We start from the raw sequence: 13,393 nt of genomic DNA, 5'->3' as shown, positions 1-13,393 counted from the left end.
AATCATCCTTTTCTACTTTTTTATTTATTCTTGTTTAGACGAGTCTGGTTTTGTTTCTGAACTCGTTGAAGACGAGCTGCTAGTCGAGGATCCTGTTGATGAGGTCGTTGACGAAGAACTCGAGCTAGACGATACTGTTTTGGTTGTAATTTTCATTGTAGTGTCAAATGGCATAATGACGCTTGGTAAGACATTTCCATTTTTATCGACTGCTTGTAGAGGAACAGAGGACGAGTAGTTTCTAGTTATCCGTTCACTCGTCGGTAAGATGGCAATGACACGATCTACTTTGGAGAGGGTTTCCTCATCACTAATAACCGTTACTTTTTCATCTGATACAGTAACTGTATCGATTTTCACGCGAGAATCAATCTGACTAGGATCAATCTCCGGCACAACAATGACATTGTCTCGTTTTGCTTTTTTACCAACCTTCACTGTTATCTTTTGCGGTGTCGCAACAGCCGTCAAACCACTCGGTAAATTTTCAATAGTCAGAGGAACTTCGATGGTTCCTACACTAGCATCAGAAAGATCAGCCGTCACCTTAAATTTGCGGGTACTTTCCTGCATCTCACTCGCTAAAGCAACTCTGTTTGAGCCTGTTAGAAAGACCGTCACCTCAGATGTAAAACCACTGATAAAATACTGATCACTGTCATACTGAATATCAATTGGGACATTAAGAACTGTGTTTGTATAAGTCTCCGTCCGCACCTGTCTGGCACTGTTGCTATTCTGATAGTTTGTTGAAGTCGCATAGATAAAGAGGATGCAGGCGAAAAAGAAGGAAGAAATGATGTATAGACTATTTTTTCTCATGTTTCAATCCTCCTAGCAAGCGCTCTTTCAGACCTTGCTTTTTCTCTGATTTTGGAAGTAAGATTCTTCTTAACTCCGATTCAAACTCTTCCAAGGTCAAATCATGCTTAAAGACTCCATTATAGGTGATTGAGATTCCACCCGTTTCTTCCGAAACCACAAAGGTAAGAGCATCTGACACTTCCGACAAACCAATCGCCGCCCTGTGACGCGTTCCAAACTCCTTGGAAATCCCGGTATCTTCGGTCAGGGGTAGATAGGCTGAAGTGACGGCAATCCGGTCTTCCTTGATAATGACAGCACCATCATGCAAGGGAGTATTGGGAATAAAAATATTGATAAGCAATTCAGCCGAAATTTTAGCATCTAAAGGAATCCCTGTCGAGATGTATTCCTGCAAGGTTCTTACTCGCTGAACCACTACAAGCGCCCCAATCTTACGAGGACTCATGTATTCAACTGATTTCACAAATGCACGAACCATTTGCTCTTCCGCACTGATAGGGGCATTGGAAAAGAAATCAGTAGCCCGACCCAATCGCTCCAAACCAGTCCGAATCTCTGGTGAAAAGATAACCACTGCTGCAATCACCCCGTAGGTGATGATCTGATTGATCAACCAGGAAATAGTTGTTAAACCAATCATATTGGAAAGAATCTGGGCTAGAATAAAAACTAAGACTCCACGGACCAATATCATAATCTTGGTGCCTGCAATAGCTTTAGTAAAATGATATAAAATATAAGTCACAATGAGAATATCAATCAGATTGGTGACTATACTCCAAGGACTTGAAAACAAACTCGTCCAGTATTGTAAATTGGATAATTGTTGAAAATTCATCCTTGGCCTCCTCCCTGTCAAAACACTTTACTCATCATTATACCATTTTTTGCCCATTTTTTCCCTATCCTACCTCATTTTAAATTAAGCAAAAATATGATAAAATAAACTGACTAGAAAAAACAAAGGAGAAATCATGTCTCAACTCTATGATATTACCATTGTAGGTGGCGGTCCTGTCGGGCTCTTTGCTGCCTTTTACGCCCATCTACGCCAAGCCAAAGTCCAAATCATCGACTCCCTTCCCCAGCTTGGTGGTCAACCAGCCATCCTCTACCCTGAAAAGCAAATCCTTGATGTGCCAGGTTTTCCAAACTTAACCGGAGAAGAGTTGACCAATCGCTTGATTGAACAGCTAAACGGCTTTGATACTCCTATTCATCTCAATGAAACCGTTCTTGAGATTGAAAAACAAGAAGAAGGCTTTGCCATTACAACCTCTAAAGGTAGCCACCTGACTAAAACAGTTATCATTGCCATGGGTGGTGGCGCCTTTAAACCGCGTCCGCTCGAATTGGAGAACGTTGAAGACTATGAAAATATCCACTACCACGTTTCCAATATCCAGCAATACGCTGGTAAGAAGGTGACCATCCTTGGTGGTGGGGACTCAGCAGTGGACTGGGCTCTGGCTTTTGAAGAGATTGCCCCAACTACCCTCGTTCACCGCAGAGATAATTTCCGCGCCTTGGAACATAGTGTGCAAGCCCTGCAAGAATCATCTGTAACCATTAAAACACCGTTCGTCCCTAGCCAACTTCTCGGAGATGGAAAAACACTCGACAAACTAGAAATCACCAAAGTCAAATCAGATGAAGCCGAAACTATCGAAGTAGACCATCTCTTTGTCAACTATGGTTTTAAATCATCTGTCGGAAATCTAAAAAAATGGGGTCTGGATCTCAACCGACACAAGATTATCGTCAATAGCAAGCAAGAATCCAGCCAAGCGGGTATTTACGCTATCGGAGACTGCTGCTACTACGAAGGAAAGATTGACTTGATTGCCACAGGACTTGGAGAAGCACCAACTGCTATTAACAATGCCATCAACTACATCGACCCAGAACAAAAAGTTCAACCCAAACACTCGACCAGTTTATAAGAAAAAAACCACGAATCAACTGATTCGTGGTTTTATAGTTCATCTGCAATCTTGTTTATTTTTCTTAGTCTGTGGTTGACACCACTTTTGGTTAGGGGATTGCTCAGGCTATCTGCCAACTGCTGGATAGAGTAGTCTGGATGCTGGATTCGCAACTGAGCCACCTCTTGCAAATCCACGGGTAAATTTTCCAAACCCATTCTATCTTTGATTTTACTGATATTATTAATGGTCTTCATACTAGCAGAAACTGTCCGAGCGATATTGGCTGTTTCAGCGTTATTGGCTCGATTGAGATCGTTACGGGTTTCACGCAAAATCTTGATGCGCTCAAAGTTATCACGCGCCTGCATGGCACCAATCACAATCAAGAAATCCATGATGTCCTCTGCACGTTGGAGATAGGTGACTGCACCTTTCTTTCGCTCAATAACCTTGGCATCCAGTAAAAATTGCTGGAGGAGAGAGGCCAGTCCTTGGGCGTGGTCCAGATAAACGGAACTGATCTCCAATTGGTACTTGCCAGACTCAGGATCACGGATACTACCATTTGCCAGAAAGGCCCCACATAAGTAGGCACGACCAGCCTCCTCATCTGCTAAAATATCAGGATCGATACCTGTCTCCAAACCAAAGAAGGAATCCGCAAGCCGCAAATCAGCTAAAAGCTCCTGCACTCTCTCATCGGTATAGACCGTGTAGACACGATTCTTACGAAGATTGCTTCTCTGATGGTGACGAATTTCTGACTTGATCTCATAAAAATGGAGAAAGGATTCATAAAGGTGCCGAGCCAACTTGGCATTTTCGGTCACGACGGACAAGGTCAAGCCTGAAGTCGAGAGACCGATACTGCCAGACATCTTGATAATGGCAGACAATTCATGACGGCTGAGATGGTGTTGACCAAGAATTTCCTCTTTTACTGCGACTGTAAAACTCATTTTCTCACCTGTATAATGCGCATCAATTCATCTACAATCAAATCGCCATCATGGAAGGCACCTCCATTTTCCAAACGAAGGAAGTTGGATGAAATCACACGAGGAACCTGCTTGCAAAGACCAGCAAAGTCATGCTCTACCTGAACCAAATATTCATCGAAACGGTTGGTATCCATGTATTCTCTAGGAACTTTCTCAATATTGACCAAGACTGTATCAATAAAAGGCCGACCTAGATGGCGATGGAGGACTTCCACGTGGTCACTGTCTGAAAAGTGCTCTGTTTCCCCACGCTGAGTCATGATATTGCAGACATAGGCAATCTCAGCCTTAGTCTCCAAGAGAGCCTGCCCAATCTCCTCAATGACAATATTGGGCAAAATCGATGTAAAGAGGGAACCAGGCCCCAAGACGATCATATCACTCTCTAGGATAGTATTGACCACTCGACGGCTGGCTTGGGGCGTTTCATCATCCAAGGTATTGGTCACATAGACATGGTCGATCATGCCGGGATGATCTGCAATGTGGCTCTCACCTGCCACCTCAGAACCGTCTTTAAAGACTGCATGCAGTGTCAAAGGCTGATCGCTTGAGGGGTAGATTTTTCCTGTTGTGTGGAAAAAGAGACTTAGCAGCTGCATGGCATTATAAGTGGACCCTTGCATTTCAGAAAGCCCTGCTATAATGATATTTCCTAGAGGATGACCTGCAAAAGCACCAGCGTCTTCTGAAAAGCGGTACTGAAAAACCTTCTCATAAAATTTAGGCATATCCGACATGGCTACCAGGACATTGCGAAGATCTCCTGGTGGTGTCAGCTGTTGGATATTCTTTCTTAGTTCACCAGAAGAGCCGCCATCATCAGCTACCGTTACGATGGCTGCGATATCAACATCCTTTTCTCGCAAGCTTTTCAAAATGACGGGGATACCTGTTCCTCCACCAATTACCGTTATCTTTGGTTTTCTCATGAACGGTTTACCGTTTCCTTTCTTCTGTCTTTGTCACGATGGCTTTCATTGACAGACCAGTTTTTAGCAAGGTCCTCAGCTATGCGTTTGGCAAAGGCAACACTACGGTGTTGTCCACCTGTACATCCTACTGCAATGGTTAAAACAGACTTGCCTTCTTTTTTGTAACTTGGCAAAATGGGTTCAATCAAGGCGAGTAAGTGCTGATAGAAACTTTCAGACTCTTCATGATTCATCACATAGTCATAAACTGCTTGATCCTCACCTGTCTGATTACGGAGTTCAGGGAGGTAGTATGGGTTTGGTAAGAAACGGACATCAAAGACCAAGTCTGCATCGATAGGAATACCATACTTGAATCCAAAAGACATGACTTCGATACGGAAAGACTGGGCTTGTTCTTGGTCCGAAAATTGCTCAGCAATGGTTTTACGAAGTTCACGCGGAGTAAGTTCTGTCGTATCCACCACATTTTGGCTCATGTTTTTCAAAGGTGCCAAGAGCTCGCGCTCCAGCTTGATGCCGTCCAAAATCCGACCATCCGCTGCTAGAGGGTGACTCCGTCTGGTTTCCTTGTAACGGGCCACCAATTCCTTATCTTTTGCATCCAAAAAGAGAATTTTGAAATCCAAATCATCTTGGTTTTCCAATTCATCCAAAACTGCCTGAATCTCTGAAAAGAAGGAACGGCTCCGCATGTCCACAACCAAGGCCAGTTTGTGGTCATCATCCTTGGTCTCTACCAACTGCAAAAACTTTGGCAAGAGGGCTGGTGGCATATTGTCAATAGTGAAATATCCCAAATCCTCGAAGGACTGAATGGCTACTGTTTTCCCTGCGCCACTCATCCCTGTCACAATCACCAGGTGAAGTTGTTTCTTTGTCATCTATCTCTCCTTATATCAAAAAAAGTTTGGCAGAGCCAAACTTCAACTAGCTTATCCAATCTCTGCGATCACTTCAATTTCGACTTTTACATCACGAGGAAGACGTGCAACCTCTACAGCTGAACGAGCTGGAAATTCCTCTTTAAAGGCAGTCTGGTAAACCTCGTTAAAAGGAACAAAGTCATTCATATCGCTCAAGAAGCAAGTTGTTTTAACAACATGGTCAAAGTCTGTTCCTGCTTCTGCCAAAATAGCGCCGATATTTTTCAAGACTTGTTCTGTCTGTTCTTGGATCGTTTCTCCTACAATTTCTCCAGTTTCAGGAGATAGGGGAACTTGACCGCTAGCAAACAAAAGATTGCCAACGATTTTCCCTTGAACATATGGTCCGATTGCTTTTGGAGCTTTGTCTGTATGAATTGTTTTTGCCATTTCTTTCCCTCACAATTTTTCTAATATTGCATCCCAAGCCTGATCCATCCCTGCCTTGCTGACAGATGAAAAGAGGATGAAGTCGTCACTTGGGTCAAAGTTTAATTTCTTTTTGATTGCTGATTCGTGCTTGTTCCACTTACCGCGAGGAATCTTGTCCGCCTTGGTCGCAACGATGATAACCGGAATCTCATAATACTTGAGAAATTCGTACATCTGCACATCATCTGCTGACGGGTCGTGGCGGAGATCCACCAAACTGACAACCGCACGGAGATTTTCCCGAGTCGTTAGGTACTCCTCAATCATGCGCCCCCATTTTTCACGTTCCTTTTTAGAAACGCGGGCATAGCCATAACCTGGTACATCCACAAAACGCATCTTGTCATCAATGTTGAAGAAGTTGAGTAACTGGGTCTTCCCAGGTTTTCCTGATGTACGAGCAAGATTTTTGCGGTTCAACATGGTGTTGATAAAGCTAGACTTGCCGACATTTGAACGCCCTGCAAGGGCAATCTCTGGCAGTTCATCCTGCGGATAGTGGGACTTGTTTGCCGCACTGAGCAGGATTTCAGCATTGTGTGTATTGATTTCCATAGTCACCTCTAGGCTGTTTCTAGAATGGGTTTTTCCGTTCCATCAACAGCTTCTTTTGTGATGCGGACCAATTTCACATTTTCTTGACTTGGCACTTCAAACATAACGTCTAGCATGGTTTCTTCGATGATTGAGCGAAGACCACGCGCACCAGTTTTGCGTTCAATAGCCTTATTGGCGATTTCCTGAAGAGCTTCGTCGTCAAATTCCAACTCAACATCATCATAAGAAAGCAAGGTTTGGTATTGTTTCACCAAGGCATTTCTTGGCTCTTTCAAGATGCGAACCAAGTCATCGACCGTCAATTGCTCAAGAGCAGCAAAGACAGGCAAGCGCCCAATCAACTCAGGGATAATCCCAAATTTTTGAATGTCTTCTGCGATGATTTCTTGCATGTAGGAGCTGTTTTCGTCAATTGCCTTGTTATTTTGGCCGAAACCGATAACTTTTTCACCTAAACGTTGTTTAACGATTTCTTCGATGCCATCAAAAGCACCACCTACGATAAAGAGGATATTTTTAGTATCCACCTGAATCATCTCTTGTTGTGGATGTTTGCGTCCTCCTTGAGGCGGCACGCTAGCGACAGTTCCCTCGATAATCTTGAGAAGGGCTTGTTGCACACCTTCACCCGAAACGTCACGTGTGATAGACACATTCTCGCTCTTCTTGGCAATTTTGTCAATTTCATCTACGTAGATAATCCCACGTTCTGCACGTTCGATGTTAAAGTCAGCAGCCTGCAAAAGTTTGAGGAGGATATTTTCCACGTCCTCACCCACATACCCAGCCTCAGTCAGAGCTGTCGCATCTGCAATAGCAAAAGGCACATTCAAGCTCTTAGCCAAAGTCTGAGCCAAGAAAGTTTTCCCTGAACCAGTTGGACCAATCATCAGGATATTTGACTTCTGCAAATCCACATCTTCTGACTCTTCACGCGTATCGTGGAAATTGATGCGTTTGTAGTGGTTATATACAGCCACTGCCAAGGCACGTTTGGCACGATCCTGACCGATGACATAGTGGTTCAAGATATTGAGGAGCTCGATTGGTTTTGGTACTTCAGACAAGTCTGCCAAAACTTCCTCGGCCAACTCCTCCCGAATGATTTCCTGGGCCAACTCCACACATTCATTACAGATAAAGGCGTTGTTCCCAGCGATTATTTTCTTTACTTCTTCTTGGCTTTTGCCACAAAATGAGCAATAAACCATCATATCATTTTTCCTATTTGTAGGCATGATTTCCTTCCATTCTAATTTATCATTCTATCTAAAATAAGGTCATATAAAAAGCGTGGACACTGTTCACCAGATTGGTAAAAGCATTCAACCAGAGTAAAGCAGACAGTCCATAGCGCTTCTTACGAAAAGCCTGTGCTCCAGTCAAAATACAGATCACACACAAAAAAGCTGTAAAAAATCCAAATATACTGCGCTCCATTAGACTTCCTTTCTATCTCGGTATTCGATGGTAAAATCATAGTCGTTTTTCTCATCACGGGTGTAAGATTTGCTTGCGACCGTCTCAAAACGAGACAAGTCAAACTCATCAGGGAAATAGGTATCTCCCTCCACCTGAGCATGAATCTGTGTCACGATGATTTCATCTAAATACGGCTCAAAAGCCTGAAAAATCTGTTTTCCGCCAATGATATAGAGATTTTTTTCCTGACTCTGATACCACGCTAAAACAGACTCCACATCTTGAAATACGAGCGCCCCATCTATGACTTCTTCGCTATTGCGCGTTAAAATCAGGGTTTGCCGTTTTGGAAGCAGACGACGTCCCATGCCATCAAAAGTCACTCGTCCCATCAGTATAGCATGATTTAAAGTTGTTTCCTTAAAATGTTGCAACTCTGCCGGCAAATGCCAAGGGAGACGATCTTCCTTCCCAATCACACCTTTTTCATCTTGGGCCCAAATGGCTATGATTTTCTTTGTCATGCTTCCGTCCTTTTTATTGATACTACTATTTTATCAAAATTCTCCCAAAAAGGCTGTTTTGAAACGCGCGCAAAAGAGAGAAAAGGAGCAGGCTTCATTAAGCATGCTCCTCTCGTCCCTAGGACATATATTTTTTTGCTTCTGATTCGATTTTTTCGACCACTTCTTGGATACTCAGTCCAGTTGTGTCAAGGTAAACCGCATCCTCAGCCTGCTTGAGAGGTGAGGTTTCACGATGACTATCCTTGTAGTCACGCGCAGCAATCTCTTCTTTCAGCGTTTCAAGGTCTGTTTCAATCCCTTTAGCAATATTTTCCTTGTAACGACGCTCTGCTCTTTCTTCAACAGAAGCCACTAGGAAAATCTTGAGTTCAGCTTGTGGTAAAACAACTGTCCCGATATCACGCCCATCCATGACGATACCACCTTGCTGAGCAATCTCTTGCTGGAGCGAAACCAGTTTCTCACGCACTTCAGGAATGGCAGAAATGCTTGAAACCTTGTTGGTTACTTCATTTTCACGAATCGGATGAGTAATCTCAACATCCCCTACAAAAACAAGTTGCTCACCTGTTTCTGAACGACCAAAACTAATGGGGTGTTGGTTAAGAAGCTCAAGAAGTTGGTCTACATTTCCTGCATCCAACTGATGCTTGAGCGCTATATAAGTCGCAGCACGGTACATAGCACCTGTATCCAGATAAGTGTAACCAAAATCCTTAGCGACAATCTTTGCGACCGTACTCTTACCACTCGAAGCTGGGCCATCGATAGCAATTTGAATAGTCTTCATGATTGACTCCTATCTTGTCTTAATCACATCACCTGGGTTGGCAAACCAAGATCCAGATGACATGTGAGAAGGATTTAGGGCTTCTAGCTGGGCAATGGAAATCCCTGCACGTTGAGCAAGAGCTGCTTCTCCCTCTCCAGGCTGTACTGTAAGTGTTCCTTCACCCTCTGTAGTATGTTCTTCCGAACTGCTCTGTGAAGGTGTTGATTCAGAAGAAGCTGTTTCCTCTACCTTGCTACTTGAAGATGATGATTCTTCCACTTTAGAACTTGAACTTGTAGAAGGAGACGATGCATCATAGAAGTCCTTCAAAGATGAAGTACGATTGCTTCCACCGGTTGATAGGTAAATCAATACAACTACCATCGCTACAACAATTACAAAGAAGAGGCTAGCTAGAACTGTCAAGACACGATTGGCAACAACGCCTTTCCCTTTTTGTTTCCGGTGTCGACGCTCTGATCTTGTTTCTTCCTCATTGTTTTCGTAAATATCTTCTTGCCACGGTTCTTTTTCCATACCTTACTCCTTGTTTTTTTTACATTTTCTTATTACAATATAAATATGAAAGTCACACTTATACCCGAACGGTGCATCGCCTGCGGGCTTTGCCAAACCTATTCTGAACTCTTTGATTACCATGATAATGGAATCGTTCGATTTTACGATGATCCAGTCGAATTGCAAAGAGAAATCGCTGAGACCAGCGATGTTCTGGAGGCCATCAAAAATTGTCCTACACGTGCACTCCTAAAAGATCCATCGTAGGAAGCAGGAAATAAATATAATTGATTTTTTCTCATTTTTCCCACACTTACTAGTTTAGCATATTTCTAGGTAAAATTATAGTCTTTTTTGGTTATTTTTTTCCTTCAACAAGAGAAAGGTCACTTTTTTCTTTGACGAGATAGAGTGGTCTTTTTTTGGTTTCTAGGTAAATCTTACTGATATACTTACCAAGAATCCCAATTGTCAGGAGTTGAATCCCTCCAAGAAAGAGAATGACAGCCATCAAAGACGTCCAACCAGATGTCGGATTTCCCAAGATAAGAGTCCGAAACACTACAAAAAATGTCATCACAAACGAAAGAAAACAAGATAGAAGTCCTGCTACAAAGGCTATACTCAAGGGGAAATCTGAAAAGTTAAGAATCCCTTCAATCGAGTAGAAAAAGAGTTGTCTAAAACTCCAACTGGTCTTGCCAGCCTGTCGTTCAACGTTTGGATAATCAAGATAGTGCGTTTTAAAACCCACCCAGGCAAAGAGTCCTTTAGAAAAACGATTGGACTCGGTCAGTGTTAAAATAGCATCTACCACAGACCTTCTCATCATGCGAAAATCACGGACACCTGAGGGCAAGGCCACTGGGCTAATTTTTTGCATGAGGCGGTAAAAGAGGTCAGCACAGAAACTGCGGAAAAAGGGTTCCCCCTCCCGACTAGTTCTCCGTGTCCCAACACAGTCTATATCTGCATTTTGGTCTAGTAAGGCTTTCATCTCAAGTAGCATACTAGGAGGATCCTGAAGGTCTGCATCCATCACGACCACCAAGTCTCCAGTTGCATGCTGCAAGCCTGCGTATAAGGCTGCCTCTTTCCCAAAATTTCGTGAGAATGAGACATAACGGACCGCAGGATTTTGCTCCCGATAGGCCTTCAAAAGCTCCAAGGTCCCATCGCTTGAGCCATCGTCTACAAATACATATTCGACCTCTGCTCCCAAGTCAGGAAGCAGAGCTTCCACAGACTGATAAAAAAGAGGAAGTACTTCCTCTTCGTTTAGACATGGGACAATGATCGAAATCATCATCTTAGTCTTCAAATCCATTTGGATGCTTGCTTTGCCAACGCCATGCGTCTTCACACATTTGGGTGATGTCGAGTTCTGCTTCCCAGCCCAGTTCTGCTTTGGCTTTTGCCGGGTCTGAGTAGCAGGCAGCGATATCACCTGGGCGACGTTCTACGATGCGGTAAGGAATAGAACGACCCACTGCTTTTTCCATGTTTTGGATAATTTCAAGAACGGAGTAACCTTTACCAGTTCCAAGGTTATAAATGTTTAGACCTGAACCTTTTTGGAGTTTTTTCAGAGCTGCAACGTGACCTTTGGCTAAATCGACAACGTGGATATAGTCACGAACCCCAGTTCCATCTTCTGTATCGTAATCATCTCCAAAGACTTGTACTTGTTCCAGTTTGCCAACTGCTACTTGTGAAACATAAGGCAAAAGATTATTTGGAATGCCGTTTGGATTTTCTCCTAGGTCTCCACTTTCATGCGCTCCGATTGGGTTAAAGTAACGAAGCAAGACCACATTCCATTCTGAGTCAGCCTTGTAGATATCGGTCAAAATTTCCTCTAGCATGAGCTTGGTACGACCGTATGGGTTGGTCACTGAAAGCGGGAAATCTTCTAGGATTGGAACTGTATGAGGATCTCCGTAAACTGTCGCAGAAGAACTGAAGATGATGTTCTTACAGTTGTTTTCTTCCATAGCTTTTAGAAGGCTAACAGTTCCAGCGATATTGTTGTCATAGTAGGTAAGAGGGATACGGGTTGATTCACCAACAGCCTTCAAACCCGCAAAGTGAATGACACCAGTCGGTTCTTCCTGCTTGAAAATATCTCTGAGTGTATCTGTGTCACGGATATCTGCCTCATAAAAAGGAATCTCAACTCCTGTGATTCTTTCAACAACTTCTAAACTTTTACGATTGCTATTGACAAGATTATCCACCACAACCACTTGATGACCTGCTTGGATCAACTCAATAACAGTGTGGGTTCCGATAAATCCAGCACCACCAGTTACCAAAATCTTTTCTTGCATCTTTCTTCCTCGATTCTCGGATTATTTTTTCTTATTTTATCATTTTTGATAGGGAATGTCATTTGACATCCTAAACTACCTGCTAAAATTTCAGTAAAATTTTATTCGCTTTTTACTCGTTTGACATAGTTTTCAATTGGATATTTTACTGGATCCAAAGTCAACTCCTTGTCTTGGACAAGTTGAGCTAGATGATATCCGATGATTGGACCCGTTGTGAGACCTGATGAACCTAGACCACTAGCCGCATAGGCACCTGCTAAGCCAGGTACTTCCCCAAAGAAAGGGGAGAAATCACTGGTATAGGCACGGATTCCTACTCGCTCACCTCTTTTAGTAGCTTCAGCCAAGGCTGGGTAGTATGGCAAGGCTGCTTCCTCCATTTGTTGAAGCAAGGGTTCATCCACCGTCAAGTCAAATCCCATATCATTTTCATGGGTAGCACCTAGGGACAATTTCCCACCTGCAAAAGGAATCAAATCCCACTCCCCTTCTGGCATGACAACAGGGTAAGATTTCATATCTTTGGTAAGTTGATAATCTCGTAGTTGTCCCTTTTGGGGACGAACATCTACCTCATATCCTAAAGGTTTCAAAATGTCCCCCAACCAAGCTCCCGACGCCAAAATAACTTGATCAAACACTTCTTCACCAATCTGGTAACCGGATGCTAAAGGTGTCAGACTCACTTTTTCTTTGACCAGCTTGACCTGACTGGCTTCTAGCAAACGAGTCACTAAGAGCTGGCCATCCACCCGTGCCCCACCAGAAGCGTAGATCAGGCGGTCGAATCCCTGCAAGCCAGGAAATAATTCATTTGCAGACGCTTGGTCTAGAATGGCTAATTGACCTATCAAGGGAGATTCTTCTCTGCGCTGGAGGGCTAGTTCATAGAGTTCTTCTAACTTGGATTCATCCTTTTTCAAGAGAAAAACTCCCGAACGCTGGTAAAAGTCGATCTCCTGTCCTGATTTTTCTAAATCAGCCAACAAATCCACATAAAAGTCAGCCCCCAAGCGCGCCATCTTGTACCAAGCTTTATTGCGGCGTTTGGAAAACCAAGGACTGATAATTCCTGCTGCAGCCTTGGTTGCTTGCCCCTGTCCATGGTCAAAAACGGTCACCTCTAGGTCAGCTTCTTTAGAGAGGTAGTAGGCAGCTGTTGCCCCCACAATTCCTGCTCCAATAATGGCAACTTTTTTCATTGTCTTCACC

General features: G+C 43.4%; 15 protein-coding genes and 1 pseudogene. 2 read left to right on the top strand and 14 right to left on the bottom strand.

Going from position 1 to position 13,393, the window contains the following annotated elements:
* Positions 1 to 24: 24 nt before the first annotated feature.
* Positions 25 to 822 (bottom strand): CdaR family protein, encoded by a 798-nt coding sequence (locus HMPREF2885_RS05660; RefSeq protein ID WP_001230933.1) that lies wholly within the window; start codon positions 820 to 822, stop codon positions 25 to 27.
* On the bottom strand, positions 809 to 1,666 hold the full coding sequence (gene cdaA, locus HMPREF2885_RS05655) for a diadenylate cyclase CdaA (RefSeq protein ID WP_001011078.1): 858 nt from the start codon (positions 1,664 to 1,666) through the stop codon (positions 809 to 811). Before cdaA ends, HMPREF2885_RS05660 begins: the two co-directional genes overlap by 14 nt.
* A 136-nt stretch (positions 1,667 to 1,802) precedes the next feature.
* Between cdaA and HMPREF2885_RS05645 the strand changes: the two genes are divergently transcribed.
* Positions 1,803 to 2,771 carry an NAD(P)/FAD-dependent oxidoreductase gene (locus tag HMPREF2885_RS05645; RefSeq protein ID WP_070657429.1) on the top strand — a complete coding sequence of 323 codons (969 nt, stop codon included), beginning with the start codon at positions 1,803 to 1,805 and terminating at the stop codon, positions 2,769 to 2,771.
* 32 nt (positions 2,772 to 2,803) lie between these two features.
* Here the strand turns inward: HMPREF2885_RS05645 and whiA are convergent, their stop codons facing one another.
* From whiA to HMPREF2885_RS05595, 9 genes are all read right to left on the bottom strand, one after another.
* Positions 2,804 to 3,715 (bottom strand): DNA-binding protein WhiA, encoded by a 912-nt coding sequence (gene whiA / locus HMPREF2885_RS05640; RefSeq protein WP_000011289.1) that lies wholly within the window; start codon positions 3,713 to 3,715, stop codon positions 2,804 to 2,806.
* Positions 3,712 to 4,689: a YvcK family protein gene (locus HMPREF2885_RS05635; RefSeq protein ID WP_001231053.1), complete on the bottom strand. Its 978-nt coding sequence runs from the start codon at positions 4,687 to 4,689 to the stop codon at positions 3,712 to 3,714. The genes whiA and HMPREF2885_RS05635 overlap by 4 nt, the downstream gene beginning before the upstream one ends.
* On the bottom strand, positions 4,686 to 5,576 hold the full coding sequence (gene rapZ / locus HMPREF2885_RS05630; RefSeq protein WP_049478488.1) for an RNase adapter RapZ: 891 nt from the start codon (positions 5,574 to 5,576) through the stop codon (positions 4,686 to 4,688). Before rapZ ends, HMPREF2885_RS05635 begins: the two co-directional genes overlap by 4 nt.
* Positions 5,577 to 5,627: 51 nt before the next feature.
* Positions 5,628 to 6,008 (bottom strand): RidA family protein, encoded by a 381-nt coding sequence (locus HMPREF2885_RS05625; protein ID WP_001140420.1) that lies wholly within the window; start codon positions 6,006 to 6,008, stop codon positions 5,628 to 5,630.
* A gap of 9 nt (positions 6,009 to 6,017) precedes the next feature.
* On the bottom strand, positions 6,018 to 6,605 hold the full coding sequence (yihA, locus tag HMPREF2885_RS05620; protein WP_000405203.1) for a ribosome biogenesis GTP-binding protein YihA/YsxC: 588 nt from the start codon (positions 6,603 to 6,605) through the stop codon (positions 6,018 to 6,020).
* Between the two features lie 8 nt (positions 6,606 to 6,613).
* Positions 6,614 to 7,846 (bottom strand): ATP-dependent Clp protease ATP-binding subunit ClpX, encoded by a 1,233-nt coding sequence (gene clpX / locus HMPREF2885_RS05615; protein WP_002874765.1) that lies wholly within the window; start codon positions 7,844 to 7,846, stop codon positions 6,614 to 6,616.
* A 201-nt stretch (positions 7,847 to 8,047) separates the two neighbouring features.
* Positions 8,048 to 8,554 carry a dihydrofolate reductase gene (locus HMPREF2885_RS05605; protein WP_070657427.1) on the bottom strand — a complete coding sequence of 169 codons (507 nt, stop codon included), beginning with the start codon at positions 8,552 to 8,554 and terminating at the stop codon, positions 8,048 to 8,050.
* Positions 8,555 to 8,672: 118 nt separating this feature from the next.
* The gene (gene cmk / locus HMPREF2885_RS05600) at positions 8,673 to 9,347 is read right to left on the bottom strand and encodes a (d)CMP kinase (RefSeq protein WP_070657425.1); all 675 of its coding nucleotides are present in this window, start codon (positions 9,345 to 9,347) and stop codon (positions 8,673 to 8,675) included.
* A gap of 9 nt (positions 9,348 to 9,356) precedes the next feature.
* On the bottom strand, positions 9,357 to 9,866 hold the full coding sequence (locus tag HMPREF2885_RS05595) for an SAG1386/EF1546 family surface-associated protein (protein WP_000410192.1): 510 nt from the start codon (positions 9,864 to 9,866) through the stop codon (positions 9,357 to 9,359).
* A gap of 45 nt (positions 9,867 to 9,911) precedes the next feature.
* Between HMPREF2885_RS05595 and HMPREF2885_RS09915 the strand changes: the two genes are divergently transcribed.
* Complete coding sequence (locus HMPREF2885_RS09915) at positions 9,912 to 10,115, top strand: ferredoxin (protein WP_002874767.1); 204 nt, start codon at positions 9,912 to 9,914, stop codon at positions 10,113 to 10,115.
* Positions 10,116 to 10,190: 75 nt separating this feature from the next.
* On the opposite strand, the pseudogene HMPREF2885_RS05590 reads toward HMPREF2885_RS09915, so the two are convergent.
* The 3 genes and pseudogenes from HMPREF2885_RS05590 to HMPREF2885_RS05580 form a co-directional block, all read right to left on the bottom strand.
* Positions 10,191 to 11,157 (bottom strand): annotated as a pseudogene (locus tag HMPREF2885_RS05590) (glycosyltransferase family 2 protein).
* A 1-nt stretch (position 11,158) separates the two neighbouring features.
* Positions 11,159 to 12,178: a UDP-glucose 4-epimerase GalE gene (gene galE, locus HMPREF2885_RS05585; protein WP_070657423.1), complete on the bottom strand. Its 1,020-nt coding sequence runs from the start codon at positions 12,176 to 12,178 to the stop codon at positions 11,159 to 11,161.
* A 101-nt stretch (positions 12,179 to 12,279) separates the two neighbouring features.
* Positions 12,280 to 13,383, bottom strand: coding sequence for an NAD(P)/FAD-dependent oxidoreductase (locus HMPREF2885_RS05580; RefSeq protein ID WP_070657421.1), 1,104 nt, complete (start codon positions 13,381 to 13,383; stop codon positions 12,280 to 12,282).
* Positions 13,384 to 13,393: the final 10 nt, after the last annotated feature.

The sequence above is a fragment of the Streptococcus sp. HMSC062H02 genome, from assembly GCF_001813005.1.
Lineage (GTDB): Bacteria > Bacillota > Bacilli > Lactobacillales > Streptococcaceae > Streptococcus > Streptococcus oralis_S.
Note: the sequence above shows the minus strand (reverse complement) of the source record. Positions and strands in the feature narration are given on the sequence as shown.